The following is a 17220-nucleotide window of genomic DNA, read 5'->3' as shown; positions in this document are numbered from 1 at the left end:
ATGGGGCGGCCATGGCGCCCAGGCGCCGGCGGGGAGGCCGGCGAGGGGTATTGACGTTCGTTCGGCTCATTCATGATTTCCCACGTTTGCTTTTCTCGCGGCCGCGCTCCTGCGCGCCGTCTCCGCCATGCCTGCCTGCCGCTGGCGCTGGCTTCCGCCTTCGGTGGCCTGGCCCATGCACAAGACGCCCCCACGCTGGGCGAAACGGTGGTCACGGCCAACCGCACGCCGCAGGCGCTGTCGGACCTGGTGGGCGACGTGTCCATCATCGACCGCAAGACCATCGAGCGCAGCGGCGCGACCGGCGTGGCCGACGTGCTGGCGCGCCTGCCCGGCATCGAGATCTCGCGCAGCGGCGGCGTGGGCAACACCACCAGCCTGTTCATCCGCGGCGCTGAAACGCGCTTCACGGCCGTGTACCTCGACGGCGTGCGCATCGACTCGCAATCGACCGGCGGCGCCGGCTGGGAAGGCATTCCGCTCTCGCAGATCGACCGCATCGAAGTGCTGCGCGGCCCGGCCGCCGCGGTGTATGGCTCCGACGCCGTGGGCGGCGTGATCCAGCTCTTCACCAAGCGTGGCGAAGAGGGCGTGTCGCCTTACGCCGGCATCGGCTTCGGCAGCAAGGGCCTGCGCAAGATCGAAGGCGGCGTGAGCGGCAAGTCGGGCCTGTTCGACTATTCGTTCGGCGTGGCGCATGAGGAAAGCAAGGGCTACAACGTGCAGCCCGCAAGCAAGCGCAACGTGGTGAAAGACGGCTACACCAGCCCCGACCGCGACGGCTACAACAGCACCTCGGGCAACGTGAAGCTGGGCTTCCAGATCACGCCGGACCAGCGCCTGGAGGCTACGCTGCTCACCAGCGACATCAAGGCCGGCTACGACGCCACCGTCTCCTACAGGACCAAGCCGCCGATCCTGTTCCGCGACGACTTGTCGAACAACACGCTGCGTACCGCCGGCCTGACTTGGTCGGCCAAGTGGAACGACATCTACAGCACCCGCGTGCAGGTGACCGATTCGCAGTCGGTCTACAAGACGCAGCCTTCGTTCTACCGCACCGAAACCAACCTGCGCGGCTACCTGTTCCAGAACGAGTTCCGCTTCGGCCCGCACCTGGTGACGGCCACCCTCGAGCGCCGCGAAGACGCGCTCGAAAACGCGCCCACCACCTCGTCGAAGCTGCTGTCGCGCGACCGCTCGCAGGACGCCATTTCGCTCGGCTACGGCTTCGTGCAGGGCCTGCATTCGCTGCAGCTGCATGTGCGCCACGACAGGGACAGCGAGTTCGGCGGCAAGACGACTGGCAGCGCGGCCTATGGCTACGCCATCACCCCGTCGCTGCGCTTCACGGCATCGGCTGGCACCGCCTTCCGCGTGCCCACGCTGTACCAGCGCTTCAGCGAATACGGCGTGTCCACGCTGCGGCCCGAAAGCAGCCAGAACGTCGAGCTGGGCATGAACTACGCCAAGGACGGCACCACCGCAGGCATCGTGGTGTACCGCAACCGCGTGCGCAACCTGATCAACTTCGTCGGCACCGCCACGGGCTGTGCCTCGACGTTCGGCTGCTACACCAACGTGAACCGTGCCACCCTGCAGGGCGCCACGCTGTCGGCCAGCCAGCGCCTGGGCGACGTCACGCTGCGCGCCTCGCTCGACGTGCAGGACCCGAAGGACGCCGACACCGGCAACCTGCTCGCGCGCCGCTCCAAGCGCCATGGCACCCTGGGCGCCGACTGGCGCGTCGCCGGCTGGACGCTGGGCGCCGAGGTGCAGTCCTCGAGCAAGCGCTACGACGACGCGGCCAACACCATCAAGCTCGGTGGCTACACCGTGCTGAACCTGTCGGCCAGCACGCAGATCACGCGAGACCTCAACCTCGTGGCCCGCGTCGACAATGTGGGCAACAAGGACTACCAGTTCGCGCGGCTGTACGCCAATGCCGGCCGCACCGCGTACGTCGGTCTCAAGTGGACGCCTCACTAAGCCAAGCTACCCAACCAGGCGACACCGCCGGTGCCGCGGCAGTCTCGTGCGCCGCGGTGCTGGTGGCTGCCCCGGCTTCGGGGCAGGGCAAGACCACCGTCGCCGCGGCGCTCGCGCGGCTGCATGCGCGCCAGGGGCGGCGCGTGCGAGCCTTCAAGTGCGGGCCCGACTTTCTCGACCCGCACTGGCTGGCGCTGGCCACCGGCGCGCCGGTGCATTCGCTCGACCTCTGGATGACCGGCGAGGCCGATTGCCGCTCGCGCCTGCGCGCCGCGGCGGCCGAGTGCGACCTGGTGATTGTCGAAGGCGTGATGGGCCTGTTCGACGGCACGCCCAGCGCGGCCGACCTGGCCGAGCGCTTCGGCCTGCCGGTGCTGGCGGTGATCGATGCGCACGCCATGGCGGGCACCTTCGGCGCGCTGGCCTACGGGCTGCAGAACTTCCGGCCCGGGTTGCCATGGGCCGGCGTGCTGGCGAACCGCGTGGCCAGCGAGAGGCACGCGGGCATGTTGAAAGACGCGCTGCGCGAACCCTCGCAGTGGCTTGGCGCCTTGCCGCGCGACGCGGGGTTCACGCTGCCCGAGCGGCACCTGGGGCTCGTCGCCACTACCGAACTCGGCGATGCGATGGCGCGGCTCGACGCGGCGGCCGACGTGCTGGCCGCCACGCCGCTCGGGCAGATGCAGACCAGTCAACTGCCGCAGGTGCGTTTCGAGGCACCCGCTTCCGGCGAGGCAGAAGCCGTGCCGCCGCTGCTGGCTGGCCGCACCATCGCCATTGCGCGCGATGCGGCCTTTTCATTCATCTACCCCGCGAACCTCGACGTGCTCACGGCGCTGGGCGCGCGGCTGTCCTTTTTCTCGCCGCTCGCAGGCGATGCCTTGCCGGCATGCGACGCGGTCTGGCTGCCCGGCGGCTACCCCGAACTGCACGCAGAAGCGCTGGCCGCCTGCGCGCCGATGCGCGAATCGCTCGCCGCACATGCCGCTGCGGGCAAGCCGGTCTGGGCCGAGTGCGGCGGCATGATGGCGCTGTTCGACGAACTGGCCACGCAAGACGACGCGCAGGTCCACCGCCTCTGGGGCCTGCTGCCGGGCCGCGTGACCATGCAGAAGCGGCTCGCCGGCCTTGGTCCGCAACAGCTCACCCTCGGCAGCCACACCCTGCGCGGACACACCTTCCACTATTCGCGCTGCGAAACGCCACTGGCGCCCGCCGCGCTCACTGCCAGGCCCGGCGCGACGCAGCCCGTGGGCGCACGCGGCGGCGAGGCGCTGTACGTGCACGGCCCGGTGCGCGCGAGCTATTTCCACGCGTGGTTTGCCTCCAGTCCGCAAGCCACGGCCCGCCTTTTCGGCGCCATGCCCATCGAGTTGGAGAGCCATGCCGCAATCGAATAAGCCGAAGACCGTCGAGCACGAGTTCATCCTGGGCGGCCAGAAGAGCGGCAAGTCGCGCCGCGCCGAGCAGCGCGCGATCGACTGGTTCGCGGCCGATTCCCGCACGCACCGCGCCGTGCTGATCGCCACCGCGCAGGCCTACGACGACGAGATGCTGGAGCGCATCGTGCGCCACCAGGCCGACCGTGCCGAGCGCGTGCCCGGCATGCGCACCATCGAGGAGCCGATCGAACTCGCGCGCGCCGTCGTCACGCAGAGCACGCCCGAGACGCTGGTGGTGGTCGACTGCCTCACACTGTGGCTCACCAACCTGCTGATGCCGATTCACTCCGAAGACGCCCGCCCCGTGACGCGTACTCCGGCGACACACATCGCCATGCTGCTGGTCGCGCTGCGCGAGGCGCGCGGGCCGGTGGTGCTGGTCGGCAACGAGATCGGCCTGGGTGTGATTCCGCTGGGCCGCGAGACGCGCGCCTTCGTCGACGCGCTCGGCCGCCTGAACCAGGACGTGGCCGCCGCCTGCGACCGCGTCACCCTGATGGCCGCAGGCCTGCCGTTGAGCCTGAAAGCGCCTGCTGCATGAAGAAGAAAAAGACGATCCGCACTCCGCTGGCCGCGCTCGGTCTGGCCCTGTTCGCGCTGGCCGCGCACGCCTTCGATGTGGTCGACGAGCGCGGCGTGTCCGTGAGCCTGCCGCAGCCGCCGCAGCGCATCGTCTCGCTGCTGCCGTCGCTCACCGAATCGATTTGTGCGCTCGGTGCCTGCAACCGGCTGGTGGGTGTCGACCGCTATTCCAACTCGCCCGAACAGGTGAAGGCGCTGCCGCAGCTCGGCGGCGGGATCGACCCGAACGTCGAGGCCATCGTCGCGCTCAAGCCCGACGCGGTGCTGCTTGCCAAGTCGTCGCGCGTCACGCAGCGGCTCGAGGCGCTGGGCCTGAAGGTGCTGGTGCTCGAACCCAAGAGCCATGCCGACGTGCAGCGCGTGCTCGACAAGCTCGACCAGGTGCTCGGCACGCACGAAGCGCCGAAGGTCTGGCGCGTGATCGATGCCAGCGTGTCGGCCGCCGCGCAGTCGGTGCCCGCGAGCGCCAGGGGCATGCGCGTGTACTTCGAAGTGAACAGCGCGCCGTATGCGGCGGGCGAGTCGTCGTTTATCGGTGAAACGCTCACACGGCTCGGCGTGAGGAACATCGTGCCGGCTTCGCTCGGCCCGTTCCCCAAGCTCAACCCCGAGTACGTGGTGCGGGCGAACCCCGACCTCATCATGGTCAGCGTGCGCAGCGCGCAAGGGCTGGAGCAGCGCCCCGGCTGGGCCGGCATCCGTGCGGTGCGCGAGGGCCGCATCTGCCGCTTCAGCGCGGAACAGTCCGACGTGCTCGTGCGCCCCGGCCCGCGCATGGACGAGGCCGCGCGCCTGATGGCGCAGTGCCTTGCCGACAAGGGAGGCAAACGGTGAACGCAGCGCGAAGGCACACGGTCCATCTGCGCCGCGTCTTGCTGCTTGGCGCAGGCCTGCTGGTGGCGGGCGCTGCGCTGATGGTGCTGGGCCTGGGCATCGGCAGCACCGGTTTCGAAAGCCTGCTCGCGGCGCGGCACGACCCGGTGGCACTGCAGATCGTGTGGGACATCCGCCTGCCGCGCACGCTTGGCGCGTGGCTGGCGGGCGCGCTGCTGGGGCTGGCGGGCGCGGTGGCGCAGGGGCTGTTCCGCAATCCACTGGCCGATCCGTACCTGCTGGGCAGCGCCTCGGGCGCCTCGCTGGGCGTGGCGCTGGCGCTGCTGATGTTCGGCGGCTCGGCCGCCAGCGCGCAGTGGGTGATGCGGCTCGGGCTCACGGGCGCGGCCTTTCTCGGTGCGGTACTGGCGGTAATGCTCACGCTGATGCTGGCGCGGGGCGTGCAGCAGACGCTGCGCCTGCTGCTTGCCGGCGTGATCGTCGGCGTGGTGCTCGGCGCGGCGAAAGACCTCATCACCATCGCCTCGGCAGACATCCTGCAAGCCATTCAGGGCTTCATTCTCGGCAGCACCGGCCTCGTCGGCTGGAGTGCCTGCGCGGTGATGGCGATGGTCGGCGCGGTCTGCCTGCTGCTGGCCTGGGCGCTGGCGCCGGTGCTCGACGGGCTCGCGCTCGGCGAGGCCACCGCGCGCAGCCTCGGCCTGCCGCTGGGCGCGATGCGCGCGGCGCTGGTCGTGGTGCTGGCACTGGCCACCGGCGCAGCCGTGGCACAGACCGGGTTGATCGCCTTCGTCGGCCTCGCGGCGCCGCACCTCGTGCGCTCGGCCATCAAGACCACGCACGCGCGGCTGATCCTGCTGTCGGCGCTGATGGGCGGGCTGCTGCTGATGGCGGCCGACCTGCTGGCGCGTTGGCTGATCGCGCCGCAGGAACTGCCGGTGGGCGTGCTCACGGCCGCGCTGGGCGGCAGCTACCTGCTGTGGTTGATGCACCGGCGCGGCGCGCGGAGTGGCGTGGCATGAGCAGCCGGCAGAACACACCCGCTCTCGAAGCACACAAGGTAAGTGCCACGCTCGGCGCAACCGAGGTGCTGCACGACATCGATCTGGCGTTGTCGTCGGCCCGCTGGACCAGCATCGTCGGCCCGAACGGTGCGGGCAAGTCGACGCTGCTCAAGGCGCTCGCGGGCCTGCTGGCGCACCGGGGCGAGGTGCGGCTCTTCGGCGAGGCGCAGAACAAGGTGCCGGCGCGCATCCGCGCCCAGCGCCTTTCCTGGCTCGGCCAGAGCGGCACGGGCGAGGGCAGCGCCGACGACCTGATGGTCTATGACGTCGCCATGCTTGGCCGCCTGCCGCACCAGCGCTGGCTGGCCGCCCCCAGCGAGGCCGACCGCAAGGCGGTGGAGCGCGCGCTGCGCAGTACGCAGGCTTGGGACTGGCGCGACCGCCCGCTGGGTCAGCTCTCTGGCGGCGAACGTCAGCGGGTGCTACTGGCGCGCGCGCTCGCTGTCGAGGCCGAACTGCTGCTGATGGACGAACCGCTTGCCAACCTCGACCCGCCGCACCAGGCCGACTGGATGCAGACCGCCCGCGCGCTGGTTGCCGAAGGCAAGACCGTGATCAGCGTGCTGCACGAGCTGCCGATGGCGCTGGCGGCCGACGAACTTGTCGTGATGGATCGCGGCCGGGTGGTGCACCACGGCGGCTGCAGCGACCCTGCCACGCACGCGGCGCTGGAGCAGGTGTTCGACCATCGCATTCGGGTGCATCGGGTGGCTGAGCAATGGATTGCGTTGCCGTTATGAGATGCGCTGTGTTTTCGGTGCGTTGTTGGGGGCGCGATCACGCCGACGGGGTACCTTGCTCCGCGAATGTCCCCCGGCCTGCGGCCTCCTCCTTTATTTCGCTGCGCAAGGTACCCCATCGACGTGATCGTCGGGCGCTGCGGTCGAACCGCCAGCATGAGAGCTGCGTCTATGTGCGAATGGCACCGGGTGCTCCCCGCAGCGAAATAAAGGAGGAGCCGAAGGCGGGGGACATTCGCGGAGGGGAGTACCCGGTGTCATTCGCACGCACCCCGAAACAACAGCCCCGAAACTGAACTGGAAAAGCCATGCAAATAGAGACCCCCCCGAGCGAAAAGCCATACGAGAAACCAGAAGGCGAACGCCGAGGCCTCGTCATCGTCAACACAGGCGACGGCAAGGGCAAGAGCACCGCCGCCTTCGGCCTCGCGCTGCGCGCCCACGGCCGCGGCAAGGCCGTGAAGATCTACCAGTTCATGAAAGTGCCGACCGCGCGCTTCGGCGAACACCGGATGTTCGAGCAGATTGGCATTCCGATCGAAGGGCTCGGCGACGGCTTCAGCTGGAAGAGCCAGGACCTCGAACGCTCCGGGCAACTGGCGCGCGACGGCTGGGAGAAGGCCAAGGCCGCGATCCTGTCGGGCGAGTTCTTCCTGGTGGTGCTCGACGAGATCACTTATCCGCTGATCTACGGTTGGCTGCCTCTGGAAGGCGTGCTCGAAACGCTGCGCGCGCGGCCAAAGCATGTACACGTGGTGCTCACCGGCCGGCGCTGCCCGCCCGAGATCATCGAACTGGCCGACACGGTGACCGAGATGACGCTCGTCAAGCACGCCTTCAAGGCCGGCATTCCTGCACAACGCGGCATCGAAGATTGAGCGTGATGGCACATGCGTTCGCGGTCGACGAGGTGAGGGCGGTCTACCGCGCCATCCACGAGCGGCGCGATATGCGCCACTTCGCGGGCGGGCAGGTCGCGCCCGAGGTGCTGCGCCGGCTGCTCGACGCGGCGCACCACGCGCCCAGCGTCGGTTTCATGCAGCCGTGGCGCTTCATCCGCATTCGCGGCGAAGCGCTGCGGCAGCAACTGCACCGTGTCGTCGAGCAGGAGCGCGTGCTGACCGCTCGGGCACTCGGCGAGCGCGAAGACGAGTTCATGCGCCTGAAGGTGCAGGGCCTGCTCGACGCGGCTGAGCTGCTGGTGGTGACGCTGGCCGAGGGCCGCGAGAAGCACGTGTTCGGCCGCCGCACGTTGCCGCAGATGGACCTGGCCTCGGCCTCCTGTGCCATCCAGAACCTCTGGCTCGCGGCGCGTGCCGAAGGGCTGGGCGTGGGGTGGGTGTCACTGTTCGATCCGGCCGAGGTGTCGGTGCTGCTCGGCCTGCCTGAAGGCGCGGAGCCCATCGCCTTGCTGTGCCTGGGGCCCGTGTACAGCTTTTACGAAGAGCCGATGCTGCAGCGCGAACGCTGGGCGAAGCGCGAGCCGCTCGCGTCGCTGGTGTTCGACGAGGGCTGGGGTCGGCCTTCGGACCTTTTCGACCATCCGTCTCCCGTGGAGCCCACCTGATGCTGGCTTTCGACACCGTTCTCTTCGAGCTTGCGCGCCTGTTCCTCTGGCCGGTGACGCTGGGCGTGCTGCTGTCTTTCGTCTATGCCGTGTACTGCCTCGGCGCGTTCGGCATCGAATACTTGCAGCGCCGCCGCGACCCATCGCGCGCGCTGGTGCTGCAGGGCCATGCGCAGGCCAGCCAGGAGCAGATGGAGCTGGTCGTGCTCAAGCAGCTCGAAGGCGTGCGCCTGTGCAGCCGCGTGGCGCCGATGCTGGGGCTGATCGCCACCATGATCCCGATGGGCCCCGCGCTCGTCGCCGTGGCCTCGGGCGAATCGCAGGGCGTGGCGCAGAGCCTGGCGCCCGCATTCGCGAGCGTGATCGTGGCGCTGGCCTCGGCCTCGATCACCTTCGTGGTCTATACCGTGCGGCGCCGCTGGCTGATGCGTGAGCTGGTGTCGGTGCTCGATGCTCGGGACCGGCTTTCATGAGCCGCCGCCAGTTTTCCATTCTGAGCAGCCTGGACAGCGATGACGACGATCCGGTGCTCTCGACCATCAACCTGATCGACGTGTTCATGGTGGTGATCGGCATGCTGATGATCGCGGTCATCAACAACCCGATGAACCCCTTCGCGCAGGACAAGGTGACGATCATCCGCAACGAGGGCCAGCCGAACATGGAGATCGTCACGCGCGAGGGCCGCAAGATCACGCGCTTCAAGGCCAGCGGCGCGACGGGGCAGGGTGATGGCGAGAAGGCCGGCACTGCCTGGCGGTTGAAAGACGGCACGATGGTCTATGTGCCGGCGGATGCTGTTCCGGCGCAGGGCGGGAAGTGACGCGGGTTTTCTTCTTCTGGCTTTTGGTGGCGGTGCTGGGGTTTCTTGCGCCGGCACAGGCCCAGCCTGCGGGTGGACGCATCGTTGTGCTGAGCACCTCGCTGGTTTCGCCGGCGCGGGTGGTTCGATTGGAGGCTGCGGCGCGTGAAGCCGGGTTGCCGTTGCAGGTGGTTTCGGCGTCGCAGGACTCGCCCGAGACGCTGACTGCTGCGCTCGAAGGGGCGCGTCTGCTCGTCATCGATGCACCGCACATCAGCGTCGCGCAGGCTGCTGCAGCGCGCTTCGGCGACACGATCTCGCGAAGCACTGCGCCGTATGTGCTGATCGGCGAATTCGCGCTGGTGGCCAAGGGGCAAGCCTCCACTGCCGCGCCGCTGGTGACCGAGCGCGGTGTCGATGCCGTATGGGCGCAGCGCCTGCGCGAGTACTGGCGCTTCTCGGGCGCGGCCAATCTCGGCGCGGCGATGAAGGCCCTGGAGCAGCCCGGCAAGCTCGATGGCCTGCCCGACCCCGTGCCGCTGCCGCTGGCCGGCCTCTATCACCCGGGCTGGCCGCGCATCGAGACCGACATCGCCGCCATCGAACGGTTGCCCGGCAGCAGCGGCACGGTCGCCATCGCCATCAACAGCGCCACCGTGACGGGCGACGACACCGGCTGGCTCGATGCGCTGATCGCCTCGCTCGAACGGCGTGGCCTGCGCGCCTATGCCTTCTACGGTCCGCGCCAGCAGAAAGACCTGTTCATTCGCATGACGCGCGCCGGTGATCGGCGCGTGGCCGATGCGATCGTCAATGCCTCGCTGGTCTTCAGCCCGAACGAGCGCAAGGCCGAGCTTGAGCGCATCGGCGTGCCGGTGCTGCAGACATTGCCCTCGCTGGCCATGGACGCCACCCAATGGACGCAGAGCAAAGATGGCTTGTCGCAAACCGACATTGCTGCCTACTACAGCCCGAGCGAGCTGGCCGGCATGACCGACCCGATGCTCGTGAGCGCCCGCGACGCAGCGGCTGGCACGCTGCAGCCGTTGCCCGCGCAGATCGATGCTGTGGCAGACAAGGCGGCTGTGTTGTTGCGGCTTCAACGCACGCCGGCCGCGGACCGCCGTGTGGCGATGCTGGTCTACAACTACCCACCGGGCGAAGCCAACTTCGGCGCGTCCTTCCTCAACGTGCCGCGCAGCGTGAGCAACATGCTCGCGGCAATGAAGTCCGCCGGCTACCGCACCGAACTGCCGGGCGCCGACGCGCTCATCGCGCAAGTGCAGGCGACGATGAGGGCCTACTACCCGACGGGGCAGGGCGACGAGCTGCAGCCGCTGCTCGACAAGAACCTGGCCGATGCGATGCCGCTGTCACGGTACCTCGCATGGTTCCGGTCGCTGCCGGTGGAAACGCAGCGCCGCATCGAGAGCTACTGGGGCCCGCCTGAGAAGTCGACCATGCTGCGCCCCGTCGCGGGCGAGCAGGCCTTCGTGATCCCGCGCGTGCAGTTCGGCAACGTCGTCGTGCTGCGCCAGCCGCCGCGCTTCGAGCCCGGCACACAGGTGGCGGACAAGGCTGAGCAGGTCTACCACCGCTCGGCCATTCCGCTGAGCCACGGCTACCTCGCCACCTACCTCTGGCTGCGCACGCAGTTCGGCGCGAGCGCCGTGGTGCACGTGGGCACGCATGGCACGGTCGAATGGTCGGCGGGCAAGGAGCGCGGGCTGTCGGTACAGGACGACCCATTGCTCGCGCTCGGCGATCTGCCCAACGTGTACCCGTACATCATGGACAACCTCGGCGAGGCCACCACCGCCAAACGCCGCGGTCGCGCGACCATGGTGAGCCATTCGACGCCGATGTTCGCGCCCGCCGGTTTTCGGCCCGGCGTGCAGGCCATGCACGAGCGCATGCACGACTGGGAGACGCTGTCGCCCGGCCCGGTGAAGACGGCGATGGAAAAGCAGCTGACGGCCGAGTTCGTGGAGCAGCACTACGACCGCGACCTGAACTGGACGCCCGCTCGGATTCGCGCGGACTTCGCCGGCTTCATCGCGGTGCTGCATCCGTACCTCGACGAACTCGCGCAGACCGCGCAGCCGCTGGGTCTGGCGACCTTCGGGCAGGCGCCCGATGCGCAGCGCCGGCGCATGACGATCCTGCAGATCCTTGGCAAACCTCTGGTCGAGGCGCTGGGTGAAGACATCGACGAGGTTTTTCTGATCGATGCGAAGAGCGTTGCCGGCTCGCGGCCCGCGCGCTGGGTCGAACTCGCGCTTACCGATGCGCAGGCAGCGAGTGCCATGGGCAAGACCCCGGCCGAACAGCGAAGTCTGCTGTCGCTGGCCCAACGCGCGCAGAAGCTCGATGCCGTGCTCGCCCACAACGAAGAAATCGAAGGACTGCTCACGGCGCTCGACGGCCGCTACCTGAAGTCGAGTTACGGCGGCGACCCGGTGCGCAACCCCGACAGCCTGCCGACCGGCCGCAATCTTTACGGCTTCGACCCGAGCCGGGTGCCGACGCGTGCGGCCTGGGACGCAGGCGTTGCCGCGATGGACGCCTGGATCGCCGGACACGCGAAGACCCATGCCGGCAAGGCGCCGGAAAAGATCGCCTTCACGCTGTGGGCTGGCGAGGCCTCGCGCCACCAAGGCGTGCTGGAAAGCCAGGCCTTCTACGCCATGGGCGTGAAGCCGCGCTGGGACGAGGGCGGGCGCATGATGGGCATCGAGGTGATTCCCGCGTCGGTGCTGAAGCGGTCGCGCATGGACGTGCTGATCAGCGTCACCGGCTCCTACCGCGACCAGTTTCCCAACGTGATGCGCTGGCTCGACGAGGCGGTGCAGCAGGTGGCTGCCTTGCGAGAGCCCGGCAACGCCGTCGCGCAGCACAGCGAGGCGATGGCGCGCAGGCTGCGTTCGGAAGGCGCGTCGGTGCAGGAGGCGCAGCGCTGGTCCACAGCGCGCGTTTTCTCGAACGAGCAGGGCAGCTATGGCGCCGGGCTCGAGGAGGCCGCGCTTGCGAGCGACGTATGGAAGAACCAGCAGCGCGGCGGCGGCGATGCGCAGATGGCGCAGCTCTACATGGATCGCATGGGCCACGCCTACGGCAAAGGCCTCGACGGCGCCGCACGGCCGGGCGCCTATGCGGGCAATCTCATGCAGGTCGATGCGGCGCTGATGGCGCGCAGCTCCAACCTGTATGGCGTGCTGACCAACGACGATCCGTTCCAGTACCTCGGCGGCATCGCGCAGGCCGTGCGCCAGCTCACAGGCAAGGACCCGGCGCTGTACGTGCAGAACCTGCGCGACGGCAGTGCGGTGCGCACCGACACGGCCGCAGGCGCCATCGCACGCGAGATGCAGACGCGCTACCTGCACCCGCAATGGATCGAGGCGCAGAAGGCCGAAGGCTACAGCGGCACGTTGCAGGTGCTCAAGACTGCGCAGTTTCTCTGGGGCTGGCAGGTCACGGCGCCGCAGGCGGTGCGGCAGGACCAGTGGCAGTCGCTGCACGACGTGTATATGCGCGACAAATACAAGCTGGGCACGCGCGAGTGGCTGGAAGGCGATAACCGGGCGGCCTTCGCGCAGACGCTGGAGCGCATGCTCGACGCAGTGCGGCTGAATTACTGGAAGCCGGATGGCGCCACGCGGCGCGAACTGGCACGGGCCTATGCGGAGGCGGTGCGCGCGACCGGACTGCTCGAGCGGAATGCGGGTGTGCAGCGGTTCGCGCAGGCGGAGTTGTCGCCACCTGCGCCTACGCACCAGCCGCGCCCGTCGGTCGAGCCCGTGGTCGCAGCAGCGCCCGTGCCAGCTCCTACCCCGGCAGCCGAGTCAGCGCCGGACAGCCCCCAGCCCGTCAGCGGCCTCAAGCTCGAACCGACGCCCGCTGACGCGCCATCGCCAAAGGCCGAGACCATCGTCCTTCGGCTCTGGGTGGCGTTGGGGGCCGCGCTGCTTGTCGCACTCGGTGCACTGATGCAGTGGCGCCGGGGCAGGGCGACTGCCTGATTCGCGAGAATGGCGGCTCCCATGCTCCTCCAGAATCTCGAATACGCCATCGCTGTAGCCGCCGCGCTGTGGATCGCGCTGGCTATCGACCACTGGCTGGGCGAACCTCCCGCGCCGCTGCACCCTGTCGTATGGATGGGACGCTACCTCGGGCTCGGTTCGCGCATCGCGCCGCCTGCGTACCCCGCGAAGCCGGTGGATCTGCCGATGTTCTTCATTGGCGCGTTGGTGTGGTGCGTGGGGGGCGCGTGCGTCTGGGGCGTCGCCATGGTCTTGCAGACGCTCATGGTGCTGTCGCTGCCTGCATGGGCCGTTGCACTGCTGCTGGGCCTGCTGCTGAAGCCACTCTTTGCCTGGCGCATGCTGCGCGATGAAGTACTTGCGGTCGAGGCCGCGCTGGCCGTTTCGCTCGATGCCGGCCGCAAGCAACTGGCGCGCTTGGTGAGCCGCGACGTTTCCCGGCTCGGCGAGCGCGAAGTGCGCGAAAGCGCCATCGAATCGCTCGCGGAAAACCTCAACGACTCGCTCGTGGCCCCGGTGTTCTGGTTCGTGCTGCTCGGCCTGCCGGGTGCGGCGCTCTACCGTTTTGCCAACACCGCCGACGCGATGTGGGGCTACCGCGGCGAGCGCAACGGCCGTGATTGGACCTGGCTCGGCAAATGGGCCGCGCGCGCGGACGACGTGCTCTCATGGGTGCCGGCGCGCATCACCGTGGGGCTGCTGGCGCTGGCGGCGTGGCGGTGGCCCACGGGGCTGTCAGAAGAGGCGCGCCGCACGCCGTCGCCCAACAGCGGCTGGCCGATGGCGGCGATGGCGCTACTCCTTGGTGTGCGGCTGGCGAAGCCGGGCGTGTATGCGCTGAATGCCGAGGGGCGTGCGCCTTCCGCGTTGGACATGCAACGCACCGCGCAACTGGGTGGCCGGGCCGCGCTGGCGGCGGGCGTGTTCGCGTCGCTGGTCATCGTGGCGACGGCCGGCTGGAGGTGGGTATGAGCACGGTGGTGCATGGCGGTCCTGATGCGGCTGGCGCCGCGCCGCACGACTTCTCGACCAATGCCAATGCCTGTGGCCCATGCCCCGAGGCTCTGGAGCGGGTCGGCGCTGCCGACGTCTCGCGGTATCCCGATCCGGCCTACACGGCGTTGCGTGAGCAACTTGCGGTCATGCACGGCGTGGAAGCCTGGCGCATCGTGCTTGCAGCCGGGGCCAGCGAGTTCATCCGGCGCATCACCACCTGGGCGGCCCTGGAAGATCGCGGCGGCCATGGCGAGGTCGCGCTGCCGCCCATGTCTTACGGCGACTATGCGGCCGCCGCGCGAGCCCATGGGTTGCAGGTGGTGCGCGCGCCGCATCCGGCGCGCCAACTGCGGCTCGCCTGGTGCTGCGATCCTTCCACGCCGCTGGGTCAGGCGCAGCAGGGCATTCTCGAGACAGTGGATGCCCTGCCCGAGGGCGTGCCCTGCGTGCTCGACCGCGCCTACGAGCCCTTGCGCCTGGAGGGCCGCCTTGCGCTGAGCCAGAGCCGCCTGGATCGCCTCTGGCAGATGTGGTCTCCCAACAAGGCGCTGGGGATGACAGGAGTACGTGCGGCCTATGTGATCGCTCCGTCAAACGCGCAGGATGCGGTGCGTGCCTTGCTGCGCCTGAGCGCCTCGTGGCCGGTGGGCTCGCACGGCGTGGCAATGCTCTCGGCCTGGACGCGGCCTGACGTGCAGGCCTGGATTCGGGAAAGCCTCGGGACCTTGCGCGACTGGAAGGCGTCGCAGATGGCCATGTGCAGTGAGATCGGTTGGCACGTCTGGCCCAGCGACGCGAACTTTCATGTCGCCCAGCCCATGGTGGACGACTTCGCCGGTCTGCTGAAGCACCTGCGCGCCGAAGGCATCAAGCTGCGCGACTGCGCCTCCTTCGGCCTGCCGGGCCATGTGCGTCTCGGCGTGCTGCCGCCCGACAGCCAGCAGGCGTTGAAAGAGGCCTGGACAAACGCGTCCTGAACACATACATCCGCACCCACAAGAAAAATGCTCTACGCCATCACCACGCTCTTTCTCTGCCAACTGGCCGGCGAACTGCTCGTGCAGTGGCTCGGCCTGCCCATTCCCGGTCCGCTGATCGGCATGGTGCTGCTGTTCATCGGCCTGCTGGTGCGAGGCGGCGTGCCTCAGGTGCTGACCGACACTTCGGGCCATCTGCTGCGCAACCTGATGCTGCTGTTCATTCCGGCCGTGACCGGCGTCATGCTGCATTTCGAGCGGGTGGGGCGCGAGTGGCTGCCGTTTCTTGCGGCGGGCATCGTCGGCGCGGCCTTCACCATGACGGTCACGGCGCTCACGTTCCGCTGGATGATCCGCCTCACCGGCAAGGATGCGCAATGACCGCGCCGGCCAAGCTTTCTGAAATCTGGGTCTTCCTCGCGCAGTCGCCGCTGCTGTGGCTGTCGCTCACGCTGCTGGCCTATCTTGGCGCGCTGTGGCTGCACACCCGCAGCGGGCGCAATCCTGTGGTCAACCCGGTGCTGATTTCGGTGATCGTCATCGTCGGCGTGCTGCTGCTCACGCGCACGCCCTACGACACGTATTTCGAAGGCGCGAAATTCGTGCATTTCCTGATCGGCCCCGCCACGGTGGCGCTGGCCGTGCCGCTGTACAGCCAGGTTGGCCGGCTGCGGCGGCTGTGGCTGCCCATCGGTGTGGCGCTGCTGGTGGGCTCGGTCGCGGCCATCGTGTCGGCCATCGGCATCGCGTGGGTGCTGGGCGGCTCGCACGAGTTGATGATGTCGCTTGCGCCCAAGTCAGCCACCATGCCCATCGCGATGGGCGTGGCCGAGAAGATCGGCGGGCTGCCTTCGCTGGCGGCGGTGGCCGCGGCCGTTGCGGGCATCTCGGGCGCGATCATGGCGACCGGGCTGCTGAACCTGCTGCGCATCAGGGAACCCGCGGTGCGCGGCTTTGCGGTCGGCATGGCGGCGCATGGCATCGGCACGGCGCGGGCCATCCAGGTGAATGAGACGGCGGGCGCGTTCTCCGCGCTGGCCATGGGGCTGAACGGCATCGCGACGGCGCTGCTGGTGCCGCTGATCGTCAGGCTGATGGGAGCATGAAGCCATCCATGTCCAAGGCCGAGACCCGTCCGATGGAACTGGTCTGGCCCGCCAAGGCCTACCTGCCCAGCTATGTGTCGGCCCTGAACCGGGGCTGGGCGCGCGACGAGACGCGACCCGAATCGGGCTCCGAGGAGCGCGCCGCCATCAAGGCCAATGCCGACCGCTTCCTTGCCAGCCTGGTGGACCGCGAAGCCAAAGGCGGGCGCATCGTCATGCCCGACGGCTCCAGGGTGCGGCGCCTGCCTGGCTACAAGTGCTGGATGTGGGACGGCGAGTTCTGCGGCAGCATCGACCTGCGCTGGCAGCCCGGCACCGACGCCTTGCCTCTCTACTGCCTGGGGCACATCGGCTACAACGTCGTGCCGTGGAAGCAGCGCAAGGGCTATGCGACGCGTGCGCTCGGCGCCATGCTGACGCTTGCTGCGGGCGAGGGGCTGAACCGCGTCGAGATCACGACCAGCCCGGACAACTTCGCGTCGCAGAAAGTGATCGCGGCCAATGGCGGCGTGCTGATCGAAACCTTCATCACCCTGCCGAGCCAGGGCAGCCTCACCAAGTTTCGCTACCGCATCGATCTCTGAAGGAAAATTGCGCATGGCTCACTACACCGCTGAAATCCTCTGGCTGCGCGGCGAGCAGGACTTTCTCGGCAACACCTACAGCAGAAGGCATTCGCTGCGCTTCGACGGCGGCGCGGAAGTGGCGGGCTCGTCGTCGCCGCACGTGGTGCCGCTGCCGATGTCCGATGCGTCAGCGGTCGATCCCGAAGAGATGTTCGTCGCCTCGCTCTCGAACTGCCACATGCTGTGGTTCCTCACGATGGCCGTGAAGCGCAAGTTCGTCGTCGACCGGTATTTCGATGCAGCCACTGGCGTGATGGAGAAGAACGCCGAGGGAAAGATGGCGATGACGGTGGTCACGCTGCGGCCGGAAGTGACCTTTTCCGGCGAGAACGTGCCGACGCGCGAGCAGATCGAGCAGATGCACCACCGGGCGCATGAAGAATGCTTCATCGCTAATTCGGTGAAGACCGAGGTGCGCTGCGAGCCGGCGTACTGACGCGCTCCCTGCCTCG

17 protein-coding genes are annotated in these 17220 nt (G+C 68.7%); all 17 read left to right on the top strand.

Annotated elements, in window-relative coordinates; all coding sequences use genetic code 11:
- Positions 1–72: 72 nt before the first annotated feature.
- The 17 genes from ACN9MV_RS18240 to ACN9MV_RS18160 all read left to right on the top strand — a co-directional run bounded on the left by ACN9MV_RS18240 (position 73) and on the right by ACN9MV_RS18160 (position 17204).
- Positions 73–1989 (top strand): TonB-dependent receptor domain-containing protein, encoded by a 1917-nt coding sequence (locus ACN9MV_RS18240; protein WP_426388863.1) that lies wholly within the window; start codon positions 73–75, stop codon positions 1987–1989.
- Positions 1974–3389: a cobyrinate a,c-diamide synthase gene (locus ACN9MV_RS18235; protein WP_426388862.1), complete on the top strand. Its 1416-nt coding sequence runs from the start codon at positions 1974–1976 to the stop codon at positions 3387–3389. The genes ACN9MV_RS18240 and ACN9MV_RS18235 overlap by 16 nt, the downstream gene beginning before the upstream one ends.
- Complete coding sequence (locus ACN9MV_RS18230) at positions 3373–3972, top strand: bifunctional adenosylcobinamide kinase/adenosylcobinamide-phosphate guanylyltransferase (protein ID WP_097199108.1); 600 nt, start codon at positions 3373–3375, stop codon at positions 3970–3972. Before ACN9MV_RS18235 ends, ACN9MV_RS18230 begins: the two co-directional genes overlap by 17 nt.
- Positions 3969–4847, top strand: a complete 879-nt coding sequence (locus ACN9MV_RS18225; RefSeq protein WP_426388861.1) for an ABC transporter substrate-binding protein — start codon at positions 3969–3971, stop codon at positions 4845–4847. Before ACN9MV_RS18230 ends, ACN9MV_RS18225 begins: the two co-directional genes overlap by 4 nt.
- Complete coding sequence (locus tag ACN9MV_RS18220; protein WP_426388860.1) at positions 4844–5869, top strand: FecCD family ABC transporter permease; 1026 nt, start codon at positions 4844–4846, stop codon at positions 5867–5869. The genes ACN9MV_RS18225 and ACN9MV_RS18220 overlap by 4 nt, the downstream gene beginning before the upstream one ends.
- On the top strand, positions 5866–6651 hold the full coding sequence (locus ACN9MV_RS18215) for an ABC transporter ATP-binding protein (RefSeq protein ID WP_426388858.1): 786 nt from the start codon (positions 5866–5868) through the stop codon (positions 6649–6651). Before ACN9MV_RS18220 ends, ACN9MV_RS18215 begins: the two co-directional genes overlap by 4 nt.
- A gap of 308 nt (positions 6652–6959) precedes the next feature.
- A complete protein-coding gene (gene cobO / locus ACN9MV_RS18210) occupies positions 6960–7529 on the top strand; it encodes a cob(I)yrinic acid a,c-diamide adenosyltransferase (protein WP_093056498.1) in 570 nt (189 codons plus the stop codon).
- Between the two features lie 5 nt (positions 7530–7534).
- Positions 7535–8218, top strand: a complete 684-nt coding sequence (gene bluB, locus ACN9MV_RS18205) for a 5,6-dimethylbenzimidazole synthase (RefSeq protein WP_426388857.1) — start codon at positions 7535–7537, stop codon at positions 8216–8218.
- Entirely contained in the window at positions 8218–8691 is a 474-nt protein-coding gene (locus ACN9MV_RS18200) for a MotA/TolQ/ExbB proton channel family protein (protein WP_093073815.1), read from the top strand. The genes bluB and ACN9MV_RS18200 overlap by 1 nt, the downstream gene beginning before the upstream one ends.
- The gene (locus ACN9MV_RS18195; protein ID WP_093073817.1) at positions 8688–9041 is read left to right on the top strand and encodes a DUF2149 domain-containing protein; all 354 of its coding nucleotides are present in this window, start codon (positions 8688–8690) and stop codon (positions 9039–9041) included. The genes ACN9MV_RS18200 and ACN9MV_RS18195 overlap by 4 nt, the downstream gene beginning before the upstream one ends.
- Positions 9038–13042: a cobaltochelatase subunit CobN gene (gene cobN / locus ACN9MV_RS18190; protein ID WP_426388854.1), complete on the top strand. Its 4005-nt coding sequence runs from the start codon at positions 9038–9040 to the stop codon at positions 13040–13042. The genes ACN9MV_RS18195 and cobN overlap by 4 nt, the downstream gene beginning before the upstream one ends.
- Before the next feature lie 21 nt (positions 13043–13063).
- The gene (gene cbiB, locus ACN9MV_RS18185; RefSeq protein WP_426388853.1) at positions 13064–14035 is read left to right on the top strand and encodes an adenosylcobinamide-phosphate synthase CbiB; all 972 of its coding nucleotides are present in this window, start codon (positions 13064–13066) and stop codon (positions 14033–14035) included.
- Positions 14032–15036 carry an aminotransferase class I/II-fold pyridoxal phosphate-dependent enzyme gene (locus ACN9MV_RS18180; protein ID WP_426388852.1) on the top strand — a complete coding sequence of 335 codons (1005 nt, stop codon included), beginning with the start codon at positions 14032–14034 and terminating at the stop codon, positions 15034–15036. The genes cbiB and ACN9MV_RS18180 overlap by 4 nt, the downstream gene beginning before the upstream one ends.
- 27 nt (positions 15037–15063) lie before the next feature.
- Positions 15064–15417 (top strand): CidA/LrgA family protein, encoded by a 354-nt coding sequence (locus tag ACN9MV_RS18175; protein ID WP_093056505.1) that lies wholly within the window; start codon positions 15064–15066, stop codon positions 15415–15417.
- On the top strand, positions 15414–16142 hold the full coding sequence (locus tag ACN9MV_RS18170) for an LrgB family protein (protein WP_093175787.1): 729 nt from the start codon (positions 15414–15416) through the stop codon (positions 16140–16142). The genes ACN9MV_RS18175 and ACN9MV_RS18170 overlap by 4 nt, the downstream gene beginning before the upstream one ends.
- Positions 16139–16726 (top strand): GNAT family N-acetyltransferase, encoded by a 588-nt coding sequence (locus ACN9MV_RS18165; protein WP_257014715.1) that lies wholly within the window; start codon positions 16139–16141, stop codon positions 16724–16726. The genes ACN9MV_RS18170 and ACN9MV_RS18165 overlap by 4 nt, the downstream gene beginning before the upstream one ends.
- Before the next feature lie 13 nt (positions 16727–16739).
- Entirely contained in the window at positions 16740–17204 is a 465-nt protein-coding gene (locus ACN9MV_RS18160; RefSeq protein ID WP_426388851.1) for an OsmC family protein, read from the top strand.
- Positions 17205–17220 lie beyond the last annotated feature (16 nt).

Source organism: Variovorax sp. R-27, assembly GCF_049913215.1.
In the GTDB taxonomy this organism is placed as follows: domain Bacteria; phylum Pseudomonadota; class Gammaproteobacteria; order Burkholderiales; family Burkholderiaceae_C; genus Variovorax.
Note: the sequence above shows the minus strand (reverse complement) of the source record. Positions and strands in the feature narration are given on the sequence as shown.